Annotated in this window: 13 protein-coding genes and 1 tRNA gene; 6 read left to right on the plus strand and 8 right to left on the minus strand. The window is 62.3% G+C overall.

Annotated elements, in window-relative coordinates:
* Positions 1-44: 44 nt before the first annotated feature.
* Complete coding sequence (locus M8523_RS21465; RefSeq protein ID WP_345894274.1) at positions 45-1079, plus strand: glycosyltransferase family 4 protein; 1035 nt, start codon at positions 45-47, stop codon at positions 1077-1079.
* The gene (locus tag M8523_RS21470) at positions 1072-1848 is read left to right on the plus strand and encodes a polysaccharide deacetylase family protein (RefSeq protein ID WP_282586954.1); all 777 of its coding nucleotides are present in this window, start codon (positions 1072-1074) and stop codon (positions 1846-1848) included. The genes M8523_RS21465 and M8523_RS21470 overlap by 8 nt, the downstream gene beginning before the upstream one ends.
* A gap of 20 nt (positions 1849-1868) precedes the next feature.
* Here the strand turns inward: M8523_RS21470 and M8523_RS21475 are convergent, their stop codons facing one another.
* From M8523_RS21475 to M8523_RS21495, 5 genes are all read right to left on the minus strand, one after another.
* Positions 1869-2330: a cyclic nucleotide-binding domain-containing protein gene (locus M8523_RS21475; RefSeq protein WP_282586955.1), complete on the minus strand. Its 462-nt coding sequence runs from the start codon at positions 2328-2330 to the stop codon at positions 1869-1871.
* A 40-nt stretch (positions 2331-2370) separates the two neighbouring features.
* A complete protein-coding gene (locus M8523_RS21480) occupies positions 2371-5082 on the minus strand; it encodes an ABC transporter transmembrane domain-containing protein (protein ID WP_282586956.1) in 2712 nt (903 codons plus the stop codon).
* A gap of 101 nt (positions 5083-5183) precedes the next feature.
* On the minus strand, positions 5184-6347 hold the full coding sequence (locus M8523_RS21485; RefSeq protein ID WP_282586957.1) for a glycosyltransferase family protein: 1164 nt from the start codon (positions 6345-6347) through the stop codon (positions 5184-5186).
* Complete coding sequence (locus tag M8523_RS21490; RefSeq protein ID WP_282586958.1) at positions 6340-7584, minus strand: glycosyltransferase family 4 protein; 1245 nt, start codon at positions 7582-7584, stop codon at positions 6340-6342. The genes M8523_RS21485 and M8523_RS21490 overlap by 8 nt, the downstream gene beginning before the upstream one ends.
* A gap of 12 nt (positions 7585-7596) precedes the next feature.
* Entirely contained in the window at positions 7597-8865 is a 1269-nt protein-coding gene (locus M8523_RS21495) for a glycosyltransferase family protein (RefSeq protein ID WP_428350986.1), read from the minus strand.
* 225 nt (positions 8866-9090) lie between these two features.
* Here M8523_RS21495 and M8523_RS21500 point away from each other — a divergent pair, with 225 nt between their 5' ends.
* The 3 genes from M8523_RS21500 (at position 9091) to M8523_RS21510 (ending at position 12556) form a co-directional block, all read left to right on the plus strand.
* Positions 9091-10050 (plus strand): MurR/RpiR family transcriptional regulator, encoded by a 960-nt coding sequence (locus M8523_RS21500; RefSeq protein WP_282586959.1) that lies wholly within the window; start codon positions 9091-9093, stop codon positions 10048-10050.
* 267 nt (positions 10051-10317) lie between these two features.
* Positions 10318-10391 (plus strand) — tRNA-Gln (locus M8523_RS21505).
* Positions 10392-10462: 71 nt separating this feature from the next.
* Positions 10463-12556, plus strand: a complete 2094-nt coding sequence (locus tag M8523_RS21510) for a DUF6538 domain-containing protein (RefSeq protein WP_345894275.1) — start codon at positions 10463-10465, stop codon at positions 12554-12556.
* A gap of 538 nt (positions 12557-13094) precedes the next feature.
* Here M8523_RS21510 and M8523_RS21515 read toward each other — a convergent pair.
* From M8523_RS21515 to qhpR, 3 genes are read right to left on the minus strand one after another with little or no spacing between them, the layout of a single operon-like run.
* Positions 13095-13838, minus strand: coding sequence for an SDR family NAD(P)-dependent oxidoreductase (locus tag M8523_RS21515; protein WP_282586961.1), 744 nt, complete (start codon positions 13836-13838; stop codon positions 13095-13097).
* A 12-nt stretch (positions 13839-13850) separates the two neighbouring features.
* Positions 13851-14609, minus strand: coding sequence for an SDR family NAD(P)-dependent oxidoreductase (locus M8523_RS21520; protein WP_282586962.1), 759 nt, complete (start codon positions 14607-14609; stop codon positions 13851-13853).
* Between the two features lie 51 nt (positions 14610-14660).
* The gene (gene qhpR, locus M8523_RS21525; RefSeq protein ID WP_282586963.1) at positions 14661-15713 is read right to left on the minus strand and encodes an AraC-like transcriptional regulator QhpR; all 1053 of its coding nucleotides are present in this window, start codon (positions 15711-15713) and stop codon (positions 14661-14663) included.
* Positions 15714-15920: 207 nt separating this feature from the next.
* Here qhpR and M8523_RS21530 point away from each other — a divergent pair, with 207 nt between their 5' ends.
* Entirely contained in the window at positions 15921-17744 is a 1824-nt protein-coding gene (locus M8523_RS21530; protein WP_282586964.1) for an ABC transporter substrate-binding protein, read from the plus strand.
* Positions 17745-17789: the final 45 nt, after the last annotated feature.

Raw genomic sequence — 17789 nt, forward strand, 5'->3', positions numbered from 1 at the left:
CTTTGAAGTCGCCTGACCACCCAGTTCCCTCGGGAGATCGAGCCATGGCCCGCGCCTTGATGCGAGCACTGAGCTCGAAAGGCCATGAAGTTGCGCTTGTGTCCGATCTGCGGCTTTTTCTCGGGAGCCCTGATGCCGATCGCCAATCGGCATTGACCCTGACTGCCCAGAAGGAAGTCGATCGGATTTCGCAATGTTGGGGCAGGACGTCTCGGCCCGAGCTTTGGTTCACCTATCATAATCATTACAAAGCGCCGGACCTGCTCGGTCCTCGGCTCTGCGGTCGCTTCAATATCCCCTATGTGGTTGCCGAGGCGAGTTACGCGCCTCGGCGGACACAAGAGTGGACGACGTGGCATCAGGCAGCCGAAGAGGCAATCCGGATGGCCGACGTCCATGTCTGCTTCACGGCACGCGATCGAGCGGGGATTGCGAGCCTGGTGCGGCCGACTGCGACCATCCTCGATCTGCCGCCTTTCATCGATGTCGCGGATGTCTCGGTTCCGGAGCGCCGCGATGGTCGCCCGGTTCGATTGATCGCGGTGGCGATGATGCGGGCGGGCGACAAGCTTGCCAGCTACCGCTTGCTGGCCGAGTCGCTCAGGCTCATCGCCGGGCGAGACTGGCACCTCGATATTGTCGGCGATGGTCCGGCTCGCCCCGATGTCGTGGCCGCATTCTCGCGCGTGCCGCCGTATCGCGTCACGTGGCACGGCGCGGTTTCGGGTCCGGAGGTGCTGGATCGCTTGATGAAAGCCGATGTCTTCGTCTGGCCGGGATTTGGTGAGGCCTTCGGTTTGGCTTACCTGGAAGCTCAGGCTGCGGGGCTACCTGTCGTGGGGCTCGACACGGCTGGCGTGTCAAGCGTTGTCAGATCCGACCAAACCGGGATCCTGGTCACCGGTTCGACGCCCGCCATCTACGCGGCAGCGATCGAACGGCTTGTGGACAATGCGGATCAACGCCTGCGCCTCGGGAGAGCCGCTGCCCAATTCGTCAGGACGGAACGGACACTCGATATTGCGGCCGCCGCCTTGGACCGCACTTTGAGAGCCGCAGTGGATAGGCACAATGCTTGATCGGTGGGCGCCTGTCTCCGCCGCCCTCGATCGTGCGGCCGAAAGCGGTCGAACCATCGAGGTTTGGCTGCGCGATGACGATGCCGTCAGTTCGACCGCGGCCCTTGACCGACTGGCTGCACTCGCGCGGAGCAGACAGCTGCCCGTCTTGCTGGCCGTTATTCCACAACGGGCCGATTGGAACCTGGCGGACTTCATCGCAGCCGAACCCTTGTTTACACCCACCCAGCATGGGTTCTCCCACACCAATCATGCCCGCGCCGGGGAGCGCGCCTGCGAAATGGGCGGTGATCGTCCGCTGACCTCCGTTCTCGACGATGTCATGCGGGGTCGCGACAAGCTCGCAGCGCTGTTTGGGCGACGGCACGCGCACATTCTCGTGCCGCCCTGGAACAGAGTCGATCCTGCCCTGCTGCCCCACCTGCCCGACGCCAGGTTCTGCGCTCTGTCGACCTTTGCGGACGCGCATGCCGGCAACCGCGACTTACCCGTATTGAACAGCACCCTGGACATCATCGACTGGCGCAACGGGCGACGCTGCCACGCCGAGGCAAAGCTCGTGCAACGTCTGAGCGACCTTATCGATCGACCGGAGCCGATCGGCATCCTGACCCATCATCTGGTCCATGATGACGAAGCGTGGCAATTTCTTGATCACGCCTTTGGGTGGCTTGCCAGTCACGGCTCGGTGCGCCTCACCTCGGCCGACGCGATCCTGGCACGCAGAGCCGTTGCCGCAGACGTTGTTTCGCGGCCTCCCGAGATTTGACGCCGCCTCATTCCTTCGCGTCAATGCGCCTTGGCAAGGCGTTGCGCCTCGGCCAAAGCATGGTTGGTGCGCTCGAGACGGCTCGCCAGAACGCGCATGATCGCTATGCTCATTTCCGGGAAACTTCGAAGCAGTCCCATCAATTGCGCTTTGCCGATCGCAAGCGTCTCACAGCGCGAGGTGGCTCGAACGGTCGCGGTGCGGGGTGTGTCGCAGAGGATCGCGATGTCTCCCACGAAGTCATTGCGCCCGACGCTCGCGACCCGGATATCGTATTCACCGGCTCGCACGAAAACGTCCGCTTCTCCCTTGACGATGACATAGGCCTGCTCGCCGCGCTCGCCTTCCTTGCACAGGGTCTGGCCCTCATCGAACACGAGCCGCTGTGAGGCGAAGGCCAGCAATTTGAGCTTGGCGGCATCGACCGACGCGAAAATGGGAACTCCACGCAGAACCTCGACATCTTCCTTGAACGCGTTCACGAGTTCCCCCTGCCCCACACAGTGTCCGGCCCGATCTGCCTCAGGCCGGGATTTTCAGCGCTTCTTGCCGCTCCGAAGCGTCTTCTCGATCGTCCAGATGATGATGATCGTCCGAAACCACCCGCCCGTCTTCCATGTGAACGATACGATCGAAGTGGTCGGCCAATTGCGGGTTTTCCAGGTTCCACAAAACCCCGAACCCTTGCCCACCATCCTCCGGCTTGCCGAGTCCTAAAATACGATCGAGGATCGCAGTCTGCCCGTGCACATCGAGCTGCGAGAGGCCTCGATGAACGAGTAGGAAGTCGGGACGGCGGAGAAGAGCTCGGGCCATCGCGAGCTTCTGTCGCTGGCTCCCGGTCAAACGCTTCCCACCCGAACCAATGTTGAAGCTGAGGCCCGCTTCGAACACGGCAGGTCGAAGACCACGTTCCTCGATGACCTCATGCAACAACACGCCAATCCGATATTCAGCCTCGGCGATCCCGAAAGCGACGCGGCCCATCAGCACGTTGTCCTTGACAGAGGCCGCGACAATATAAACGTCCGGGTGAAAGAAGGCGATTTTGTCCTGCTCGTCGCCGAGCGCCTGATGAAAGGCTTTGCGTGCCAAGACGAGTTTTCCGATCAGCGCGTCGTCCAGGAGGCCGAGGCGATCGCGCGGCTCGATATAGTTGAAGGCAAGGTCGAGAAAGATCGCCTGATCCCCTGGAATGGCATTGCGCAACGGCTTGGAGCCGACCCGCTTCAGGGCGGCCTGATAGTCGGGGAATTGCTCAGGTGTCATGAGGCTGAGTTGCTCGAACAGGGGATTGTCCGCCTCGAGGCCTTCAAAAAGTTCCATAATGGTCGACGCAATTGCGCGGCCCATGCCGAACAACGTGTCGTCGAGACGGAGATCGGCCAGGATTTTGCGCATTTCGGTGTTGGAACCGAGGCGCCTGAGTTCATACGCCTCGTTGATCGGCATGCCGAAGATCAGATTCTCCCCGATCGACGCCTGGACATTGTAGCGCTCGGGATCGAATGGCTCGATCAGATGCACCGTCCCGGTTTCCTCCAACTTCTGGCGGAACGAAGCACGTGCCTCGACAAAAGCCTGCTCCTGTTCTGAGGTGGGCTCTGCCAAGGTCCGGTTCAATCCGAACCCCACGACCTCGGCCTCCAGATCCACAACTTGCAAGGTCGCCTGCAGGCGCTCGTTGATGTCCTCGGGTCCCGTGGCGCCGGCTGCCTCGTAGTCGACCCAGTCGGCCTCGAAATCCAGGCTGTTGCTTCCCGACTTGATGATTTTATGCCGCTGGCTTCCCTCACTCGGCCGCAAGACCTTGTGGCGCAGTCCGTATAGGAGGGCGTCCGTGATGGTCGATTGCGCGAAGAACGGCTCGGCGCCGACGAAGGAGATCCGGCGGCCCGTGACCGCCGTCGGCCAATCACGAAGATCACGTCCCGCCAGCAGCACCCGCCCGGCATCGGGCGACACAAGCCGGGCCAGGACTTCGATCAACGTCTCGCCACCGCTTGTCGCATTGCCATCGATCGCCGTGAACTCGCTGAGCTTGATCGCGAGGGAGAGGTTGTCGAGGAGACGGCTGCTGGCCGTGTCGATCACGGTGAGACCGCTCGCGACGATATCGCCTGACAGGTGGGGAACCGGGCCGTCGAAGTCGGAGGGCGGTAGGAGCTCCAGACTGGGATCGACGGAGAATTGCTCGATGACCTGGGTGTATTTCACCTCGACGTCGAGTCGCTGCTGATCCCAGTCGATCAGATCCTTCACCGGCGAAGGCAGGTCTTTGTAGGCGGAAATGACGGCGACAAGCTGCCCGATGTTCAGGTGCCCGCCGATGGCCAGCAATCCCCCCACCATGTAGAACAGGAACGGCGTGATCTGCGCGAGTAGGTTATTGAGAAATTTGACGAAAAACTTCCACTGATACAGCGCGAACCGGATGCCGAAGATGGTGGTCAAGCGATTGGCGATATCGGCCCGATGGTAATTGGACACGTCGTTCGTCAAAATATTCGGCATATCGTCGATGATCTCGCCGATGCGCCCCGCGAGAGACCGGGAGGTCAGCTGCCGCTGGCGGCCGAGAACCAATTGCTTGCGCCGCAATCGCGGAATGACGACGCCCTGGACGGCCAATAGGGCGAGCGCGATCAACCCCAGCATGAAATTCTGTGTCAGGATGAAAATCAGGGCCGTGATGATTTGACCGCCGAGGAAGACCGGCTGGACGAAGGCGTCGCCAATGAAGCCACCGAGGGGCTCGACCTCGTCCTTGATCATGGTTGCGATTTCGGCCGGCTTCACCCGGCGGTGCTCCGAGGGTGGAAAGCGCAGGACGCGGTCGACGAGGTCGTACCGCAATTGCTGCAGCATCCGCTCGCCGAGCCGGCCCTTGTAGGTGTTGATGTAGAACTTGAAGAGGCCGTTGATGATGACGAGCGCCAGGAAGGCGGCGCTCAAGACGCTGAGCGACCAGATCCGGTTCAGATCCCAGCCATGTAAAACCTCAAGGAAGCCTTGCTCGCTGATCGACGAGGGCACCGGGATCTTGACCTGGAAATAATGCTGCGTATCGGTCGCGCGCTCAAAGCCCTTGGCCTGAATCGGCCCATTGACGATATATTTGGGCAGATCCAGCATGACATAGTTGAACGGCATCGACGCCAGGATGACGAACAAAATCCATAGCTGCTCGCGTCGTGTTTGCTGCCAGATATAGCGAAACAGACTGGCTTCCATTGCCGATTCAAGCTCCTGCCGGCATGAGCAATGCCGGCCTCTCGATAATACAGCGGGTCCGATTCAATGCAAAACGGCGCCCGATCGGGCAGCGATGCCTGTCAGCGGGCCCGGATGGCCCGCCTGAGGATATCGGATGTGTGACGAGCCCCTTCCACATCCAAGATCGGGCGGTCGACCGAAGTCTCAAGCGCCTGATCGATCGCTTGGGCGAGCCTGACGGGTGAAAGGGCGCTCTCTTCCACGATCACGGCGCGTTTTCGTTGGACCAGAAGTTCGGCTCGAACCGTCTGTTCGGTTTCCCCATTCGCGCCATAAGGGACCAACACGGCGCGGCATCCCGCCACAAGGATGTCTGCGACCGTATTATATCCCGCCTGAGACACGGAGACTGCAGCCGTGCTCAGCACGGCTGCGAGATCGGAAGCAAAGGGCGCGACCGTCACACCCGCTCCGGCGGCACGTTCGACCTCGTGGCGCCGCGCAGCAGGCAGATTAGGGCCGGTGAGAAACAGCCAAGGCCGTCCCGCCAACCGTGTCAAAGGGCGAGCCCCAAGCCCGGCACGAAGGAGCGACTCGCCGACCGCTCCCCCACCCACCGAAACCACAACGTCGAACCGGCCGTGCGCTCCGAGCGCGACGTTCGGCGGCTTGGGCGCGACGAGCCCGGTATAGGCCATCTTTGCCGCAAAGGTCCCGGCCGCGGGGAAACTCCGATCGAGCCGCACGAAGGATGGATCACCATGCACCAGGACGAGGTCGAAGTAGCTCTCGATAAGATCCAACGTCTCGTCGATGCGCTCGGGACGGCGGTTTTCCTGCACGATGTCACGCACTGAGCTCGCGATCAGCGGCGGGGTGTCCTGGGCCTTTGCGGCTTCAAGCAACGGCAACAATTCGAATCGCATCTGCCGTCGACCGAACGGGAAAGCCTCGATCAGGAGAACGTCGGGGCGACACCGAGCGACGTGAGCGAGCAGCAGGTCGCGCCGCGCATGCTGGGCATCGGCGTCGAACGGGCGACCGTCCGGATGAACGAGAGCCGACATCCCGGCAGCTCCCGCGCTGACGGGGGGCAGTTGAACGATCGTGGCGCGCCCGGCATCCAACCCCGCGGGCACGACTCCGCCGGCGAGGACATCCACCGACCATCCATCCTCGTCCAGCGCGGCCGCAATCCGAAAGGCACGGGCGAGATGACCCACGCCCAGCAGATGCTGCACATAAAAGACCACGCGCGGCGTTTCTCGGTGAGGCTCAAGCATGACGTGCCCCGGCATGATCGGCAAACAACGTCATGAGCGCGGCTGTGGCCCTGGTCGCATCAAAGCTGGCCTCGACTCGAAGAGCACCCGCACGTCCGAGCCGATGTCGCGCACTTGGATCAGCGATCAGAGCCGTCAAGGCGGCGGCAAGCGCGGCAGGATCGTCGGGAGGGACGAGAATGCCGTTGTGGCCGTCGTCGATCAATTCTGTCACCCCCGCCACTCTTGTCGACACACAGGCCAAACCCTGGCTTTGAGCTTCGACGAGAACATTGGGAAGTCCGTCGCGATCTCCGTCCGACGCAACCCGGCAAGGGAGAACGAAGAGATCGGCCGCCCGATAGGCATCGAGCACGGCATCCTGATCCTGCGAGCCGCACCAGGTGAGACGCGGCTCAAGCCCAAGCCGCTTTGCCTGCATCTTCAGCCCTGGCAGGAGCGCCCCACCCCCGATGTGGATCCACGACCAGGCTTGATCGGCTGGAATCCGCGCGAGGGCTTCGAGCAGGAGGTCGAAGCCCTTCTTTTCGACCGCCCGTCCCACGCTCAGGAGACGCACCGGCATGTCAGGATCGCGGCCATCGCGCCGAGACTCAGGCAACGCCAGCCGCACGAAGCGATCGAGCCGGAGGCCGTGATACACGAGGCTGACCTGCCTCGCCTCCGAGGTCAGCGATTGCAGACGCGAGCGGCCCGCCGCGGTGCATGTGACAGTGAACGTCGCCTCGGCAAGCTTCTGCCTCAAATCCCAGGCCGGCGAGGTCCAGATGTCCTTGGCATGTGCCGAGCACGACCAAGCGATCCGCAGAAGACCAGCGGCATAACGGGCGACACTCGCGGGCGTGTGAATGAAATGGGCATGGACATGCGCCGTCCCTTCCGGCAACTCGGCCGCGAGCACGAAGGCCTGCCCGAAACGACGGACCCGGTTGCGCGTGAAATCGCGGCGAAGGTCCGCCACGAAAGCCTGGAACACCAGTGCGACGCCAGGGGCTCGGCGCAGACTCCACACACACCGCAGCACCCGCAAGGGTTCCCGGTGCAGATATTCAGGGAGATAGGAGACCGGCGCCTTGATGCGGCGATGGACCGGATGGATCTTCTTGTCGGTCGGCTGGCGCATCGACACGATCCTGATCGGCATCCCGGCGGCTTCCAGCCCGGCGATCTCCTCGGCGATGAATGTTTCGCTCAGGCGCGGATAGCCCTTGAGGAGAAAGACAACCGGAGCGATCATGGGATGCTCTGATCAGTGCCTGAGATCGCCGGTGATCGACGCCCTTTGTGCGAGCCGCGACACCATAATGTCATGGACCAGATCGCCGATGGCGAGCAACCCGTCGAGCGGGCGGCCGTAGAACGTCTCCGATGGCCTTGGCCGACCCTGCAGACGCCGCAAGGCTGCCGCCATCAGGGCGGGATCGGCGGCTTGCTCAGGCAACAGCATGTCGATCAGCCCGAGCTCGGCCGCTCGCCGGGCGCGAATGAGCTGCTCCTGGCGTGGGCGCGTGCGTGGGACGATCAACGCGCGCTTGTCGAATGACAGGATCTCGCAGAACGTGTTGTATCCGCCCATGCTGACAACGCCGCTGGCGGCCTGCATGATGGCTTCGAGCCGATTGTCGAAATCCACCAGGGTGAAGGCCGGAAGATCGACGGCACGACGGCGGATTTCGTCCCGATCCTCGGCCCGCATGAACGGCCCGAGGACCAGAACCACGGGTGCCGTAAGGCTTGGGTCGAACGCGTAGGCTTCGATGACCTGCCGCACCAGTCCCGCGCCATCTCCGCCGCCGCCGGTCGTGACCAGCAGGGCATCCTCGGGCAGGTTGATGTGGTGGGGCACGACGACGGGGATCTCGCGGCGCAGAAAACCCGTCCAGACAAGCCTTTCATGCAGATTCCGAGGCGCCTCCAGACCCTGAAGCGGATCATAGAAATCGCGCGGACCGTAGACCCAAAGCTGGTGATAAAACTCCTGCATCTTGCGCAGCACTTCCGGCCCCGCCCATTCGGCGGCCAGCAGCGCCGGAGAATCCATGACGTCGCGGAGCCCTAGAACCAGCGTCGTTCCGGCCGCCTGCAGGGCCCGGAGAGTCGGCTCGAGTTCGCCGCGCAGCCCCAGTGGCTCCTTGTCCACGATGAAGATGTCGGGCTGGAACGATTCAGCCGTGTTGAGAATCAACGACCGGCGCAGGTCGAGCGTTTCCTGCAGATCCGTGTGGTCGGCAAGGGGCGTATACTCGCCGTTCATCAACTTGATCACGCTCGGGACCTTCAGGAAGTCGACCCGAGTCCGGAAGTCGAACGCCCCAGCGATCGACGAACCCGAGACGATCAGGACCTGCACTCCCTTGAAGCGCTCCACCAGGGCATGAGCGATCGCCCGGCAGCGCCGCAAATGACCGAGCCCGAACGTGTCGTGGCTGTACATGAGGACACGTGCGTGCGGGAGACGATCTCCCGGCATGGGCTTGATCGGACCACCGAGGATCAACGCATTGGCTTTCTGGCCCATCGGGCGCTTTCGGATCTCTTCGGCATGCATCAGACCCAAACACGCATGATCGCTCGACGGCTCGCGACGAAAGAAGCCGCACGGCCAGCTTGTTCAATAGGACGGGCGACCGGCTCTCGCAAGATTGGAGCGAAGAGATAGGAGCATTCACGGATATGATGAAGCAATCCATTGCAGCTCTGGAATTTATATTCCAAAATGGAAGCGAAGTGGCATCGAGGGGTGATGGTCAAGTTGGACAAACAAGACCTGCCAGCCGTCACGACCGTCGCGGGAGGGGGTTCGCATCCGCTGCCGCAGGTGGCCTCGATCGGGACGGCCGATGAGGAAACCGCCCCCCAGCGTCTGACGCGACTTCACGAGCCGCCGCGAGACTTCGACGCCTTGAAGTCCCTGTTGCAGGTTCAGGGGAGCGCATTGCCGAAGCGCCTCCGTCAGGTCGCCGTCTTTGCGCTCGATCGGCCTGACGAATTCGCCTTCGGCACGGCTGCTCATTTGGCCGAGGTCGCGCAGGTGCAAGCCTCCACATTGGTGCGTTTTGCTCAGACGCTCGGCTACGCCGGCTTTTCCGATCTGCAGACCGTGTTTCGCGACCATCTCAAGAAAAGCTTCCCGGATTACCGAGACCGCCTGACCAAGCTGAGCGACCGCAACGGCGCTGCGCCGGGTCCAGCCAGCCTCTTCGACGGATTCGTTCATGCCGCGACCATTTCATTGGAGCGTGCGCAGCAAGCCCTCGATGTCGGCAAGCTGGAGCAGGCCGTGGCGACGCTCGCCAAGGCCGACTGTCTCTACATCATGGGCGCCCGAAGGATGTTTCCTGTCGCGGCCTATTTCGCCTATGCGTGCGGCAATCTCGGTCTCAAAGCGTTCCTGATCGATCAGGTGGGAGGTTTAGGACCCGAACAGGCGAGCCACGCCTCTCCTGTCGACGCCATTCTGGCGATCAGCTTCACACCCTATGCGCCCGCCAGCATCGAAGCGGCCCGCTTGGCCGTCGCGCGTGGTGTCCCTTTGGTGGCCCTCACCGACAGTGCATTTTCGCCGCTCTGCCCGCTGGCTGACGTGTACCTGGAAGTGGCCGAGGCCGACTTCGGCGCGTTCCGGTCCCTCGCCGCAACCTTCGCGCTCGCGATGACCCTTGCGGTCGCAACAGCTGAGGCCAGGCAGGCAGCCGAGCCCTGAAGTCGGCACGATCGGCGGTATCGTTCAGCTTCTCACAGGCATGCGGGCCGGCCGAGACTCCATCCCGCTTAGCATCCCACCGCCGCCGCGTTGTGATGAAGAACGACTGGTATGACGAGCCGCGAAGAGCTAGTCTCAAATCAGAATTCCCTTGCGCGTTCGGAACCGTCCCTCTATATCGCGGCCACCGACTAAGCGCTGTTTTGTAAAACTTTCGGAACGGTTGTAAGTACAGCCTCGAAGGTTTAAACAAAGCAACAACTTAGTTGGGGGATAGTTCAACGGTAGAACAGCGGACTCTGACTCCGTTAATCTTGGTTCGAATCCAGGTCCCCCAGCCATAATTCGCTAAGTTCTTGATTTATCTCAGCGCCGAAAGGCTTCTGGGGCTTGGGCTCGGTTTCTGTTGCACATGACTGTGCACAGGGGATTGCTCTTGCCAAGGGTTGCAAACGTCATACGTCGCGGGGCTGTCTATCAGTGGCGCCGTCGCTTGCCGGCGACACTCGCGAAAAGACTCGCCATCTCGCATATCGCGATTAGCCTGAGAATCAGGGAGCAACCGAAAGCGCGGGCGCTCGCCGATCACCTCAACGCGTTCGCGGCCATGCTCTTCGACGACCCCACTCAAGACGGCTTCCTGATCTCCAAGCAGCAGGCAACTGCTATCGTTCGCCAAGCCGCCGATCGGCACCTTCAGCGCCTCGACCGGATTTCCGCGATGGAGCGAAGTAGCCCAGACTTTGATGCCGACGACAGCCGTCGGTCGGACGTCATCATGAGCTGGTGCTATCAGCTGCTCGCGGGCCGCGGGGAGAGTGCAAAGGTCGACGAAAGCGCCAGACGCCAGATGATTGCGGCGGGCTTGACCGAGGCCGACTGTGTCGAGGTTGATCACATGCTCAACTGCCTCAGGGCTCAGCGTCTCATCCCCCATTACCCTGCGCGCATCCGCGCCGCCCTTGATGCCGTCGGCGCTTGTCCCCACGGAGGCAACGCCCGGATCGCACAAACCGCGATCTTCCGCGGATACGCCGCAGCACTGCGGCAAACCGACCGTCGATGGGACGGCATCTATATCGAAGATGACCACCTCGTTCAGGAGTTGTTGCGAAGCCCTGCGCCGCCGGTCACAGCGGAACATGGTGGAGCGAAGGCGAACCCCGATCGCCCGCCTGCCGTTCAGCGCGAGGGAACTGCCGAACGGACAGCACAGGATGCGAGCGGCCCTATCATCATTGATCCCGGAGCCGCAGATAGTGTCCAGCAGCCTGCGAAGTCGGCACCTAAGCCGGTTGTCTCCCTGTCTGCGGATCGAGCCTTGTCGGCTTTGGGACGTCGATTTGCCGACGAGAAGGCCGACGACCGCGCCTGGGATCAAAAGTCGCAAAAGCAGGCGCTACAAACCTATGGCCTGTTCGCGAAATTGCTCTCGGAAAAGGGCATCGCCACGCTTCGGGACGTCAAGCAGCGGCATTTCTCAGATCTGAAAGCCGCCTTCAAGAACTTCGCCAAAAGCTACGGAAAGTCCCCGGCCGACGAAGAGCGCTCCATCGCAGAGCTGGAAACAATTGGAAAGCAAAAGCCGGCCGACAAGCGTGGGCTAGAAGCAGCTACTGTTCGGCGCCATCTCACCTTCCTGCAGGAGCTCGTGGATTGGGCGCGAGCGAACGGCGAGGCAATCGACAAAGATTTGGCGCCGCGCCTCCTCAAACCGCCAAAAGGCGGTCGCGGACGAACGAAGCGGGCCACGTTCTCCACCGATGATCTCGCGCTCATCTTCAACTTCGCGTTCTTTATCGGATGCAAGGGCTGGAAGAAGCAGGATGCGTTTCTGCCAGGTGATGTGGTTTACCACCGCGCGCTGTATTTCGCCCTTTTCATGCTTCACTACATGGGCGCAAGACGGGAGGAGATCTGCGGTCTGGATCTCGATGATGTCGGTGTCATCAATGGCATCGGTTACGTTCACATCAGAGACAACGCCCACCGCGATATCAAGAATGATCAATCGGAGCGCTTTATCCCGCTCCATCCGGAAATCATCCGGCTCGGCATCTTCGATTATGTCGAGGCGATAAGGGCACTCGGGTACAACCGCGTCTTCCCGGATCTGCATTCCGGTACCACTGACAGTCCCTCGGGTGACAAACTGTATGACGAGCTGATCGGCGGCTTGTTGATCGCGATCCCAGAGGAAGGGCAGCGAAAGAAGGTCATTCACTCGCTTCGAAAAACATTTGGCGCCGCGCTCAAGAAGCAGGACGTTGATATTGAGACCCGAGCCGATCTTCTTGGACATGGTGGCAAGACCGCCACAGACGAGATCTACGTGGATGCAGCGGATCTCGAAATGAAGCTTGCCGAGATGCTGAAGTTGCCGATCGCGACGGCGCATCTGCGGACGTTCCCCATCAAGTTGATTCCGTGGGTGGCGGAGAAAAACAAGATGCCTTACTCGGGACGCAAGCCTGCCGCTCGAAGGGCTTCGACAACTGAGCCTTGATGCGACCCTGAATGTTTTTCGAGGCTTTTGGTAGAGCGCGTTCAAAGTGAATCGGTTGATCGTTTCTGCGCCTTCAAATGGATCGACGACGAGTGGATTTAAGCCGGAAAGCCAGATCCTGAGCGGGCGAAGGGAATCCGCTCCAAATGTAATGCCAACAGGTATTTAGTGGTTCATTCCTAGAAAATTCCTACCATCATTCTTACCAGTTTTCTGTCCGCTTATTTCAGGCCGGAAGCTGGCAGACGACGTCGCGGAACCTCTGGGTGACTCTGAGCGCAATCTGGTAGTCTTGAAGTTCGAATCTCTTCGGGTGCGCCAGAATCAACATTAGGCGAGACAAAACCGCGAACCCAACGCCGCGCGACTAGAGGCAAACGACAGCGGCGACTCTCGTTTCCAATAGGCAATGGCAACGCTAGGGCGCCCTTTTTACGGGCTCACGGCTGGCGACACCGTTTTGGTGACAGGCCACTCCGAATGCGAGCCCGTGTCTGATCCCAAGGCCATGACACAGCGCCAGTTCGACCACTGGACATCAGGCCAGCATTCCGCCATCCACCAAAATATCGGAGCCCGTCACATAGGCCGCCTGGTCCGAGGCGAGAAACGCGACCGCGGAGGCGACATCCGTTGGTTTGCCGAGCGCGCCGAGGGGAATCGCGTCGAGGAACTGGTTCAGCAGGGCCGGGTCGTTCTCGTAGAACATCGACGTGTCGATCACGCCAGGGCACACGGTATTCACTCGGATTTTCAGCGGCGCCAACTCGCGGGCGGCGGACCGGGTAAGCCCGCGCACGGCCCATTTGGTGCCGGCATAGCCGAAGGTTCCCTTGTATCCCACCATTCCGCCAATCGAAGATAGGTTGATGATCGAGCCGCCGAGGGTCATCAGCGGAACGGCACACTTCATGCCCCAGAAGATCGCAAACTGGTTGATTTCGAACAGGCGGCGGAATCCCGCGGCCGTCTCGTCCTGCAGCGAGGCGGGGCCATAAATGCCGGCATTGTTGACCAGGATGTCGAGCCGCCCGGCTTCCCGGGCTATCCGCTCCATGGCGGCGGCCCATTCGGCCTCGTCGGTCACGTCGAGTCGCTGGAAGGTGCAGGCCCCGTCGAGCGCATCGGCAAGCGCGCGACCTTCCTCCTCCAGAAGATCGCCCGCATAGACCCGGGCGCCATCGTCGACCAGGCGGGCCGCAACGGCGGCGCCGATGCCGCGGGCGGCGCCCGTGACCAGGGCGGTGCGGCCGGCGAGCGGCTTGTTGTTGTAGTCGTTCATCAGGAAAATCCGCTATTGAGCCGTGAAGCCGCCGTCGATGGCGAGGGTCGCGCCGGTCACGAACGAGGCCTCGTCGCTGGCGAGGAATAACACGCCGGCGGCGATTTCCTCCGGCAGCCCGATCCGACCCATCGGCGTCAGGGACAGGGTGGCGGCGTTCATTGCTGGCGGTTGTATCCGGACCATCTCGGTGTCGATCAGCCCGGGCAGAATGGCGTTCACCCGGATGCCCTGCTTGGCATAGGTGACGGCCGCGTTGCGGGTCATGTTGATAACCGCACCCTTGCTCGCATGATAGGCGATCTGCCCCGTGCCGCCGACCTGGCCCCAGATCGAGGAGATATTGACGATCGAAAGCGATCCCTTCCCGAGCATTATGGCCGAGGCCATGCGCATGCCGAGCAGCACGCCGGTCTGGTTCACGCGGACGATGTGATCCCAGTCGGTCAGCGTCACATCGTGCGCGCCGGCTTTGGTGGGTGCGATGCCAGCAGCATTGACCAGGATATCGACCCGGCCGGGCCCCGCTTCGATCGCACCCGCCAGCGCCTGCCAATCGGATTCCGAGCCGACGTCGAGCCGGCGAAACCTGATAGCGGCGCTATCGTAACCAGGATCGTCGGCCAGGATGTCGCAGGCGATCACCTGAGCCCCTTCGCGAGCCAAGATCTCGGCGCACGCGCGGCCGATGCCGCGATGAGCGCCCGTGACAACTGCAACCTTGCCTTCAACCCGCATTGCCGTTCCCACCCATTCCTCGATGGTGAGCAATCTAGACTCGTGCAGGCAACCGCAGTTGACATCTCGGCACTTTCCGAAGGCTCAGCCCGCACTCCGGATGCGCTCTCGGACCCGCGAAGGCGGCTCGTCGAACCAGCGCACGCAGGCGCGGGTGAAAGCGCTGAGCTCCGAATAGCCCAGCACGTCGGCAATGTCGCGGATGGGCATATGAGCGGCCCCGAGATGCAGCTCGGCGAGGCGCCGACGTGTCGTCTCGACGAGGTCCGAGAAGACCTGGCCTTGCTCCATCAGCCGCCGCTGCAGCGTCCACCTGGTCATGCGGAGCGCGTCTGCAACGTCTTCGATATGGGGATATCCGGAGGGGAGACGCGACCGAATTTCGCCGGCCACCTGATCCGTGAGGCTCAGCGTTCCGGTGCTGCCGGCCAGACGGATCAGGCGGTCGCGCAGCCATATCATACGTGCCGGATCGGCACCCGGCATGGGCCTTGACAGCCCAGGGTCGGGGAACACCAGGGCATTGGTTTCCATGCTGAAATAAACCGGAGCCCCGAAGACGCGCCGGTGCATACGGATGTCGTCGGGCTGCGGATGTTCGAAATGGACCTCGTCCGGGATCCAGCTTGGTCCGAGGCAGCGGCGCAGCAGGTTGAGCAGCGCACCGAGGGTCAGCTCCGCGTTCTGCCGTCGCTGCAGGATGCGGCCGTCCAGGATTCGGTATTCCAGGCGCCAGACGTCGCCGGCGCGCTTAAATACGGCGTCGGTATTCTGCTGGTGATAGGCAAACAGGCGGGCCAGATTGTCGAGCGCGGCCCCGAGCGTCGGCGACGCGAGTACGATCTCGCCGATGAGGCCCAGACGCTCCGGGGCGCAGTCCCGTCCAAATTGCAGGCCAAAGGTATCGTTCCCGGTCTGGTCGGCTGCCAGTTCGAAGAGCGCGCAGTACCGCTTCAGGTCGAGGCGCACAACCTTGCTGTCGAACCCAGCGGCGCGGAGCATCCGGTGCGGATCAACCCCGCCGGCGTAAAGCGCCTCGGGTAGCCCTTCGACCGCTGCAATTAAGATATGCGCATCGCTGACCTCCGGAATGCGCGAAAGCCGGTCTTCACGTGTGGTCGAGCAGATTTGCCGCATGATGGCGATCTCCGCGAGAAGCCGGCCGACGCATCGGACAGCAGGCCCGGTGGCAGGTTCGGATGGCAGTCACATGACGATAGGGAGGTGGTTCGCGTTGGATATACGTATTCCGACCGATGCAGGCCGGGGGATAGGCGATGCGGCATGCGTATTGCTACAAGAGCCTCAGACGGCGGTGCGTAAGCAGATTAACGTGTGGCGGTCATGAATAAGGCCCCTTCGGTCATTCTCGATCGGCCTGGATGGTCGGGTCTCAAAGATCCGGGCAGCGTAGGTCTCGAAGGCGCAGCCAAGCCGGCCACGCATCGCATCGCCTTATCCGACGCTGGGGCCGTCGAGCAGATCGAAAGTCGGCATGCGGTCTGGTTCTTTGGCGCCCGGCCGGAGTTCTCTGACTTCGCCAGTGCTCTCTTGAAGAGCGGTCGCGATCTTGTCCGCTTTCTCTGGATCGATGCCGACAAGACCTGGTACGGCGTGCGGATCGAGGCGGAGACCCGTCCGGACGACACGGTCCGGGCTGTGCTTACGGCCACAGCAGTCGCGCCGCCCTTTGGCCTTACAGCCCGGGAGCTGGATGTCCTGACCCTGATTTCGGGTGGACTGGGCAACCACGACATTGCGGCCTGCCTCGAAACGAGCTTGCGGACGATCACGACGCATGTCGAGCGCATCCTCGCCAAACTTGGGCAGATGAGCCGGACGGGCGCCGCGACGCTTGCGACCGATCTCGGTGTTTTGCGTCTGCCAACCCCAGGGGGCGGCCGCAACCTGGTGCCCCTCACCGCCGGCCTTGTGGACCTCAAGGCGGCTCAGATGAAGGACCGGGGCCGGGTGTCGGCCGCCTCGCTCCAGCGCCGTCCAATCCTCATCGGGACGCCGCTGTCCTTGAACGGCCTTGCGGCGTCGGACGCGACCGAGATGCTCAACGGCACGCGCCTCGCGGTCGACGAGATCAACCGCCGCGGCGGCGTCGCAGGGCGAAAGCTGGAACTGCGGATCGTCGATTGCGACGTCAGCAACACGGAAGCCGTAACCCGGGCGGTCCATTCTTTGATCGAGAGCGAGGTCGACGCCATCACCTCGGGCTACACATGCTCGGAGGAGCAGGTTCAGGACATGGTGGCCGATTACGGCGCGCCCTACCTGCACTGCGCCACGATGGAAGCCATGGTCAACCGGGTCCGGGAGGATCAGTGGCGGCTGCGTAACGTGTTCCAGGTCTGCCCGAGCGATATCCATTATGGCCCACGCTTCATTCGGTTCTTGAGCGAACTCGAACGGACTCGCCGCTGGACGGCATCGACCCGGCGCGTGCTGGTGATCCAGCCGCGCTGGTCCCGCATGGACATTGGCTTCCGCAATCTGGAACGCACTGCTGCCCGAGGCGGATGGAAGATCGACCTGCTCGATGACCTGCCGCTGCGGAATATCGATTGGGCGAAGGTGATGGAGCAAGTGCACCGTCAGGCGCCGGCCGCGATCTTCCTGGCTTATTACTTTCCGGAGGAGAATATCGCCTTTCTGCGCGAGTTCCTCAACAATCCGGCGCGGGCGCTCGTCTACACGCTCTACGGTCCCTCAGTGCCGGCCTATCGCGAACAGCTGGGGCGCGATGCGGATGGGGTTATCTGGGCCACCACGACCGGTCTTTACCAGGACCACCTCGCCCGCGGCTTTGCGGAGCGTTACGAGCGCATGCATGGCCAGAAGCCTGGCCATTCGCATGCGGGGCTCGCCTATGACCGGGTGAACATCCTGGCGACGGCCTGGACCCGGACCGACAATCCCCGGGCTTTCGACAGGGTCGTGCCGGAGATCCGGGCCGTGATCCATCGCGGCGTGAACGGCGCATATTCGCTCGACAATCCCGGCCAAGTCGCCCAGGCCTATCCGGACACCTCCCAGGACCCGTCGATCAGCCAGGCGCATCTGATCTTCCAGATCCAGGGCGGGCAGCAACGCATCCTGTCGCCCTCCCCCTATGGCGAGTGCGCGTTCCAGCCGCCGCCGTGGCTGGAGCGGGAGTAGCCGGCGAAGGGTGCGGTCCTCGCCGTTGAGATGGCGAGCAACACC

It is taken from the genome of Lichenifustis flavocetrariae (assembly GCF_026130545.1).
Lineage (GTDB): Bacteria > Pseudomonadota > Alphaproteobacteria > Rhizobiales > Beijerinckiaceae > Lichenihabitans > Lichenihabitans flavocetrariae.

Bases quoted from the DNA above. Each gene is read 5' to 3' on its own strand.
- M8523_RS21465 (WP_345894274.1), top strand. From the start codon at position 45: ATGGCCCGCGCCTTGATGCGAGCACTGAGCTCGAAAGGCCATGAAGTT.
- M8523_RS21470 (WP_282586954.1), top strand. From the start codon at position 1,072: ATGCTTGATCGGTGGGCGCCTGTCTCCGCCGCCCTCGATCGTGCGGCC.
- M8523_RS21480 (WP_282586956.1), bottom strand. From the start codon at position 5,082: ATGGAAGCCAGTCTGTTTCGCTATATCTGGCAGCAAACACGACGCGAG.
- M8523_RS21485 (WP_282586957.1), bottom strand. From the start codon at position 6,347: ATGCTTGAGCCTCACCGAGAAACGCCGCGCGTGGTCTTTTATGTGCAG.
- M8523_RS21490 (WP_282586958.1), bottom strand. From the start codon at position 7,584: ATGATCGCTCCGGTTGTCTTTCTCCTCAAGGGCTATCCGCGCCTGAGC.
- M8523_RS21495 (WP_428350986.1), bottom strand. From the start codon at position 8,865: ATGGGCCAGAAAGCCAATGCGTTGATCCTCGGTGGTCCGATCAAGCCC.
- M8523_RS21500 (WP_282586959.1), top strand. From the start codon at position 9,091: ATGGTCAAGTTGGACAAACAAGACCTGCCAGCCGTCACGACCGTCGCG.
- M8523_RS21510 (WP_345894275.1), top strand. From the start codon at position 10,463: ATGACTGTGCACAGGGGATTGCTCTTGCCAAGGGTTGCAAACGTCATA.
- M8523_RS21515 (WP_282586961.1), bottom strand. From the start codon at position 13,838: ATGAACGACTACAACAACAAGCCGCTCGCCGGCCGCACCGCCCTGGTC.
- qhpR (WP_282586963.1), bottom strand. From the start codon at position 15,713: ATGCGGCAAATCTGCTCGACCACACGTGAAGACCGGCTTTCGCGCATT.
- M8523_RS21530 (WP_282586964.1), top strand. From the start codon at position 15,921: ATGAATAAGGCCCCTTCGGTCATTCTCGATCGGCCTGGATGGTCGGGT.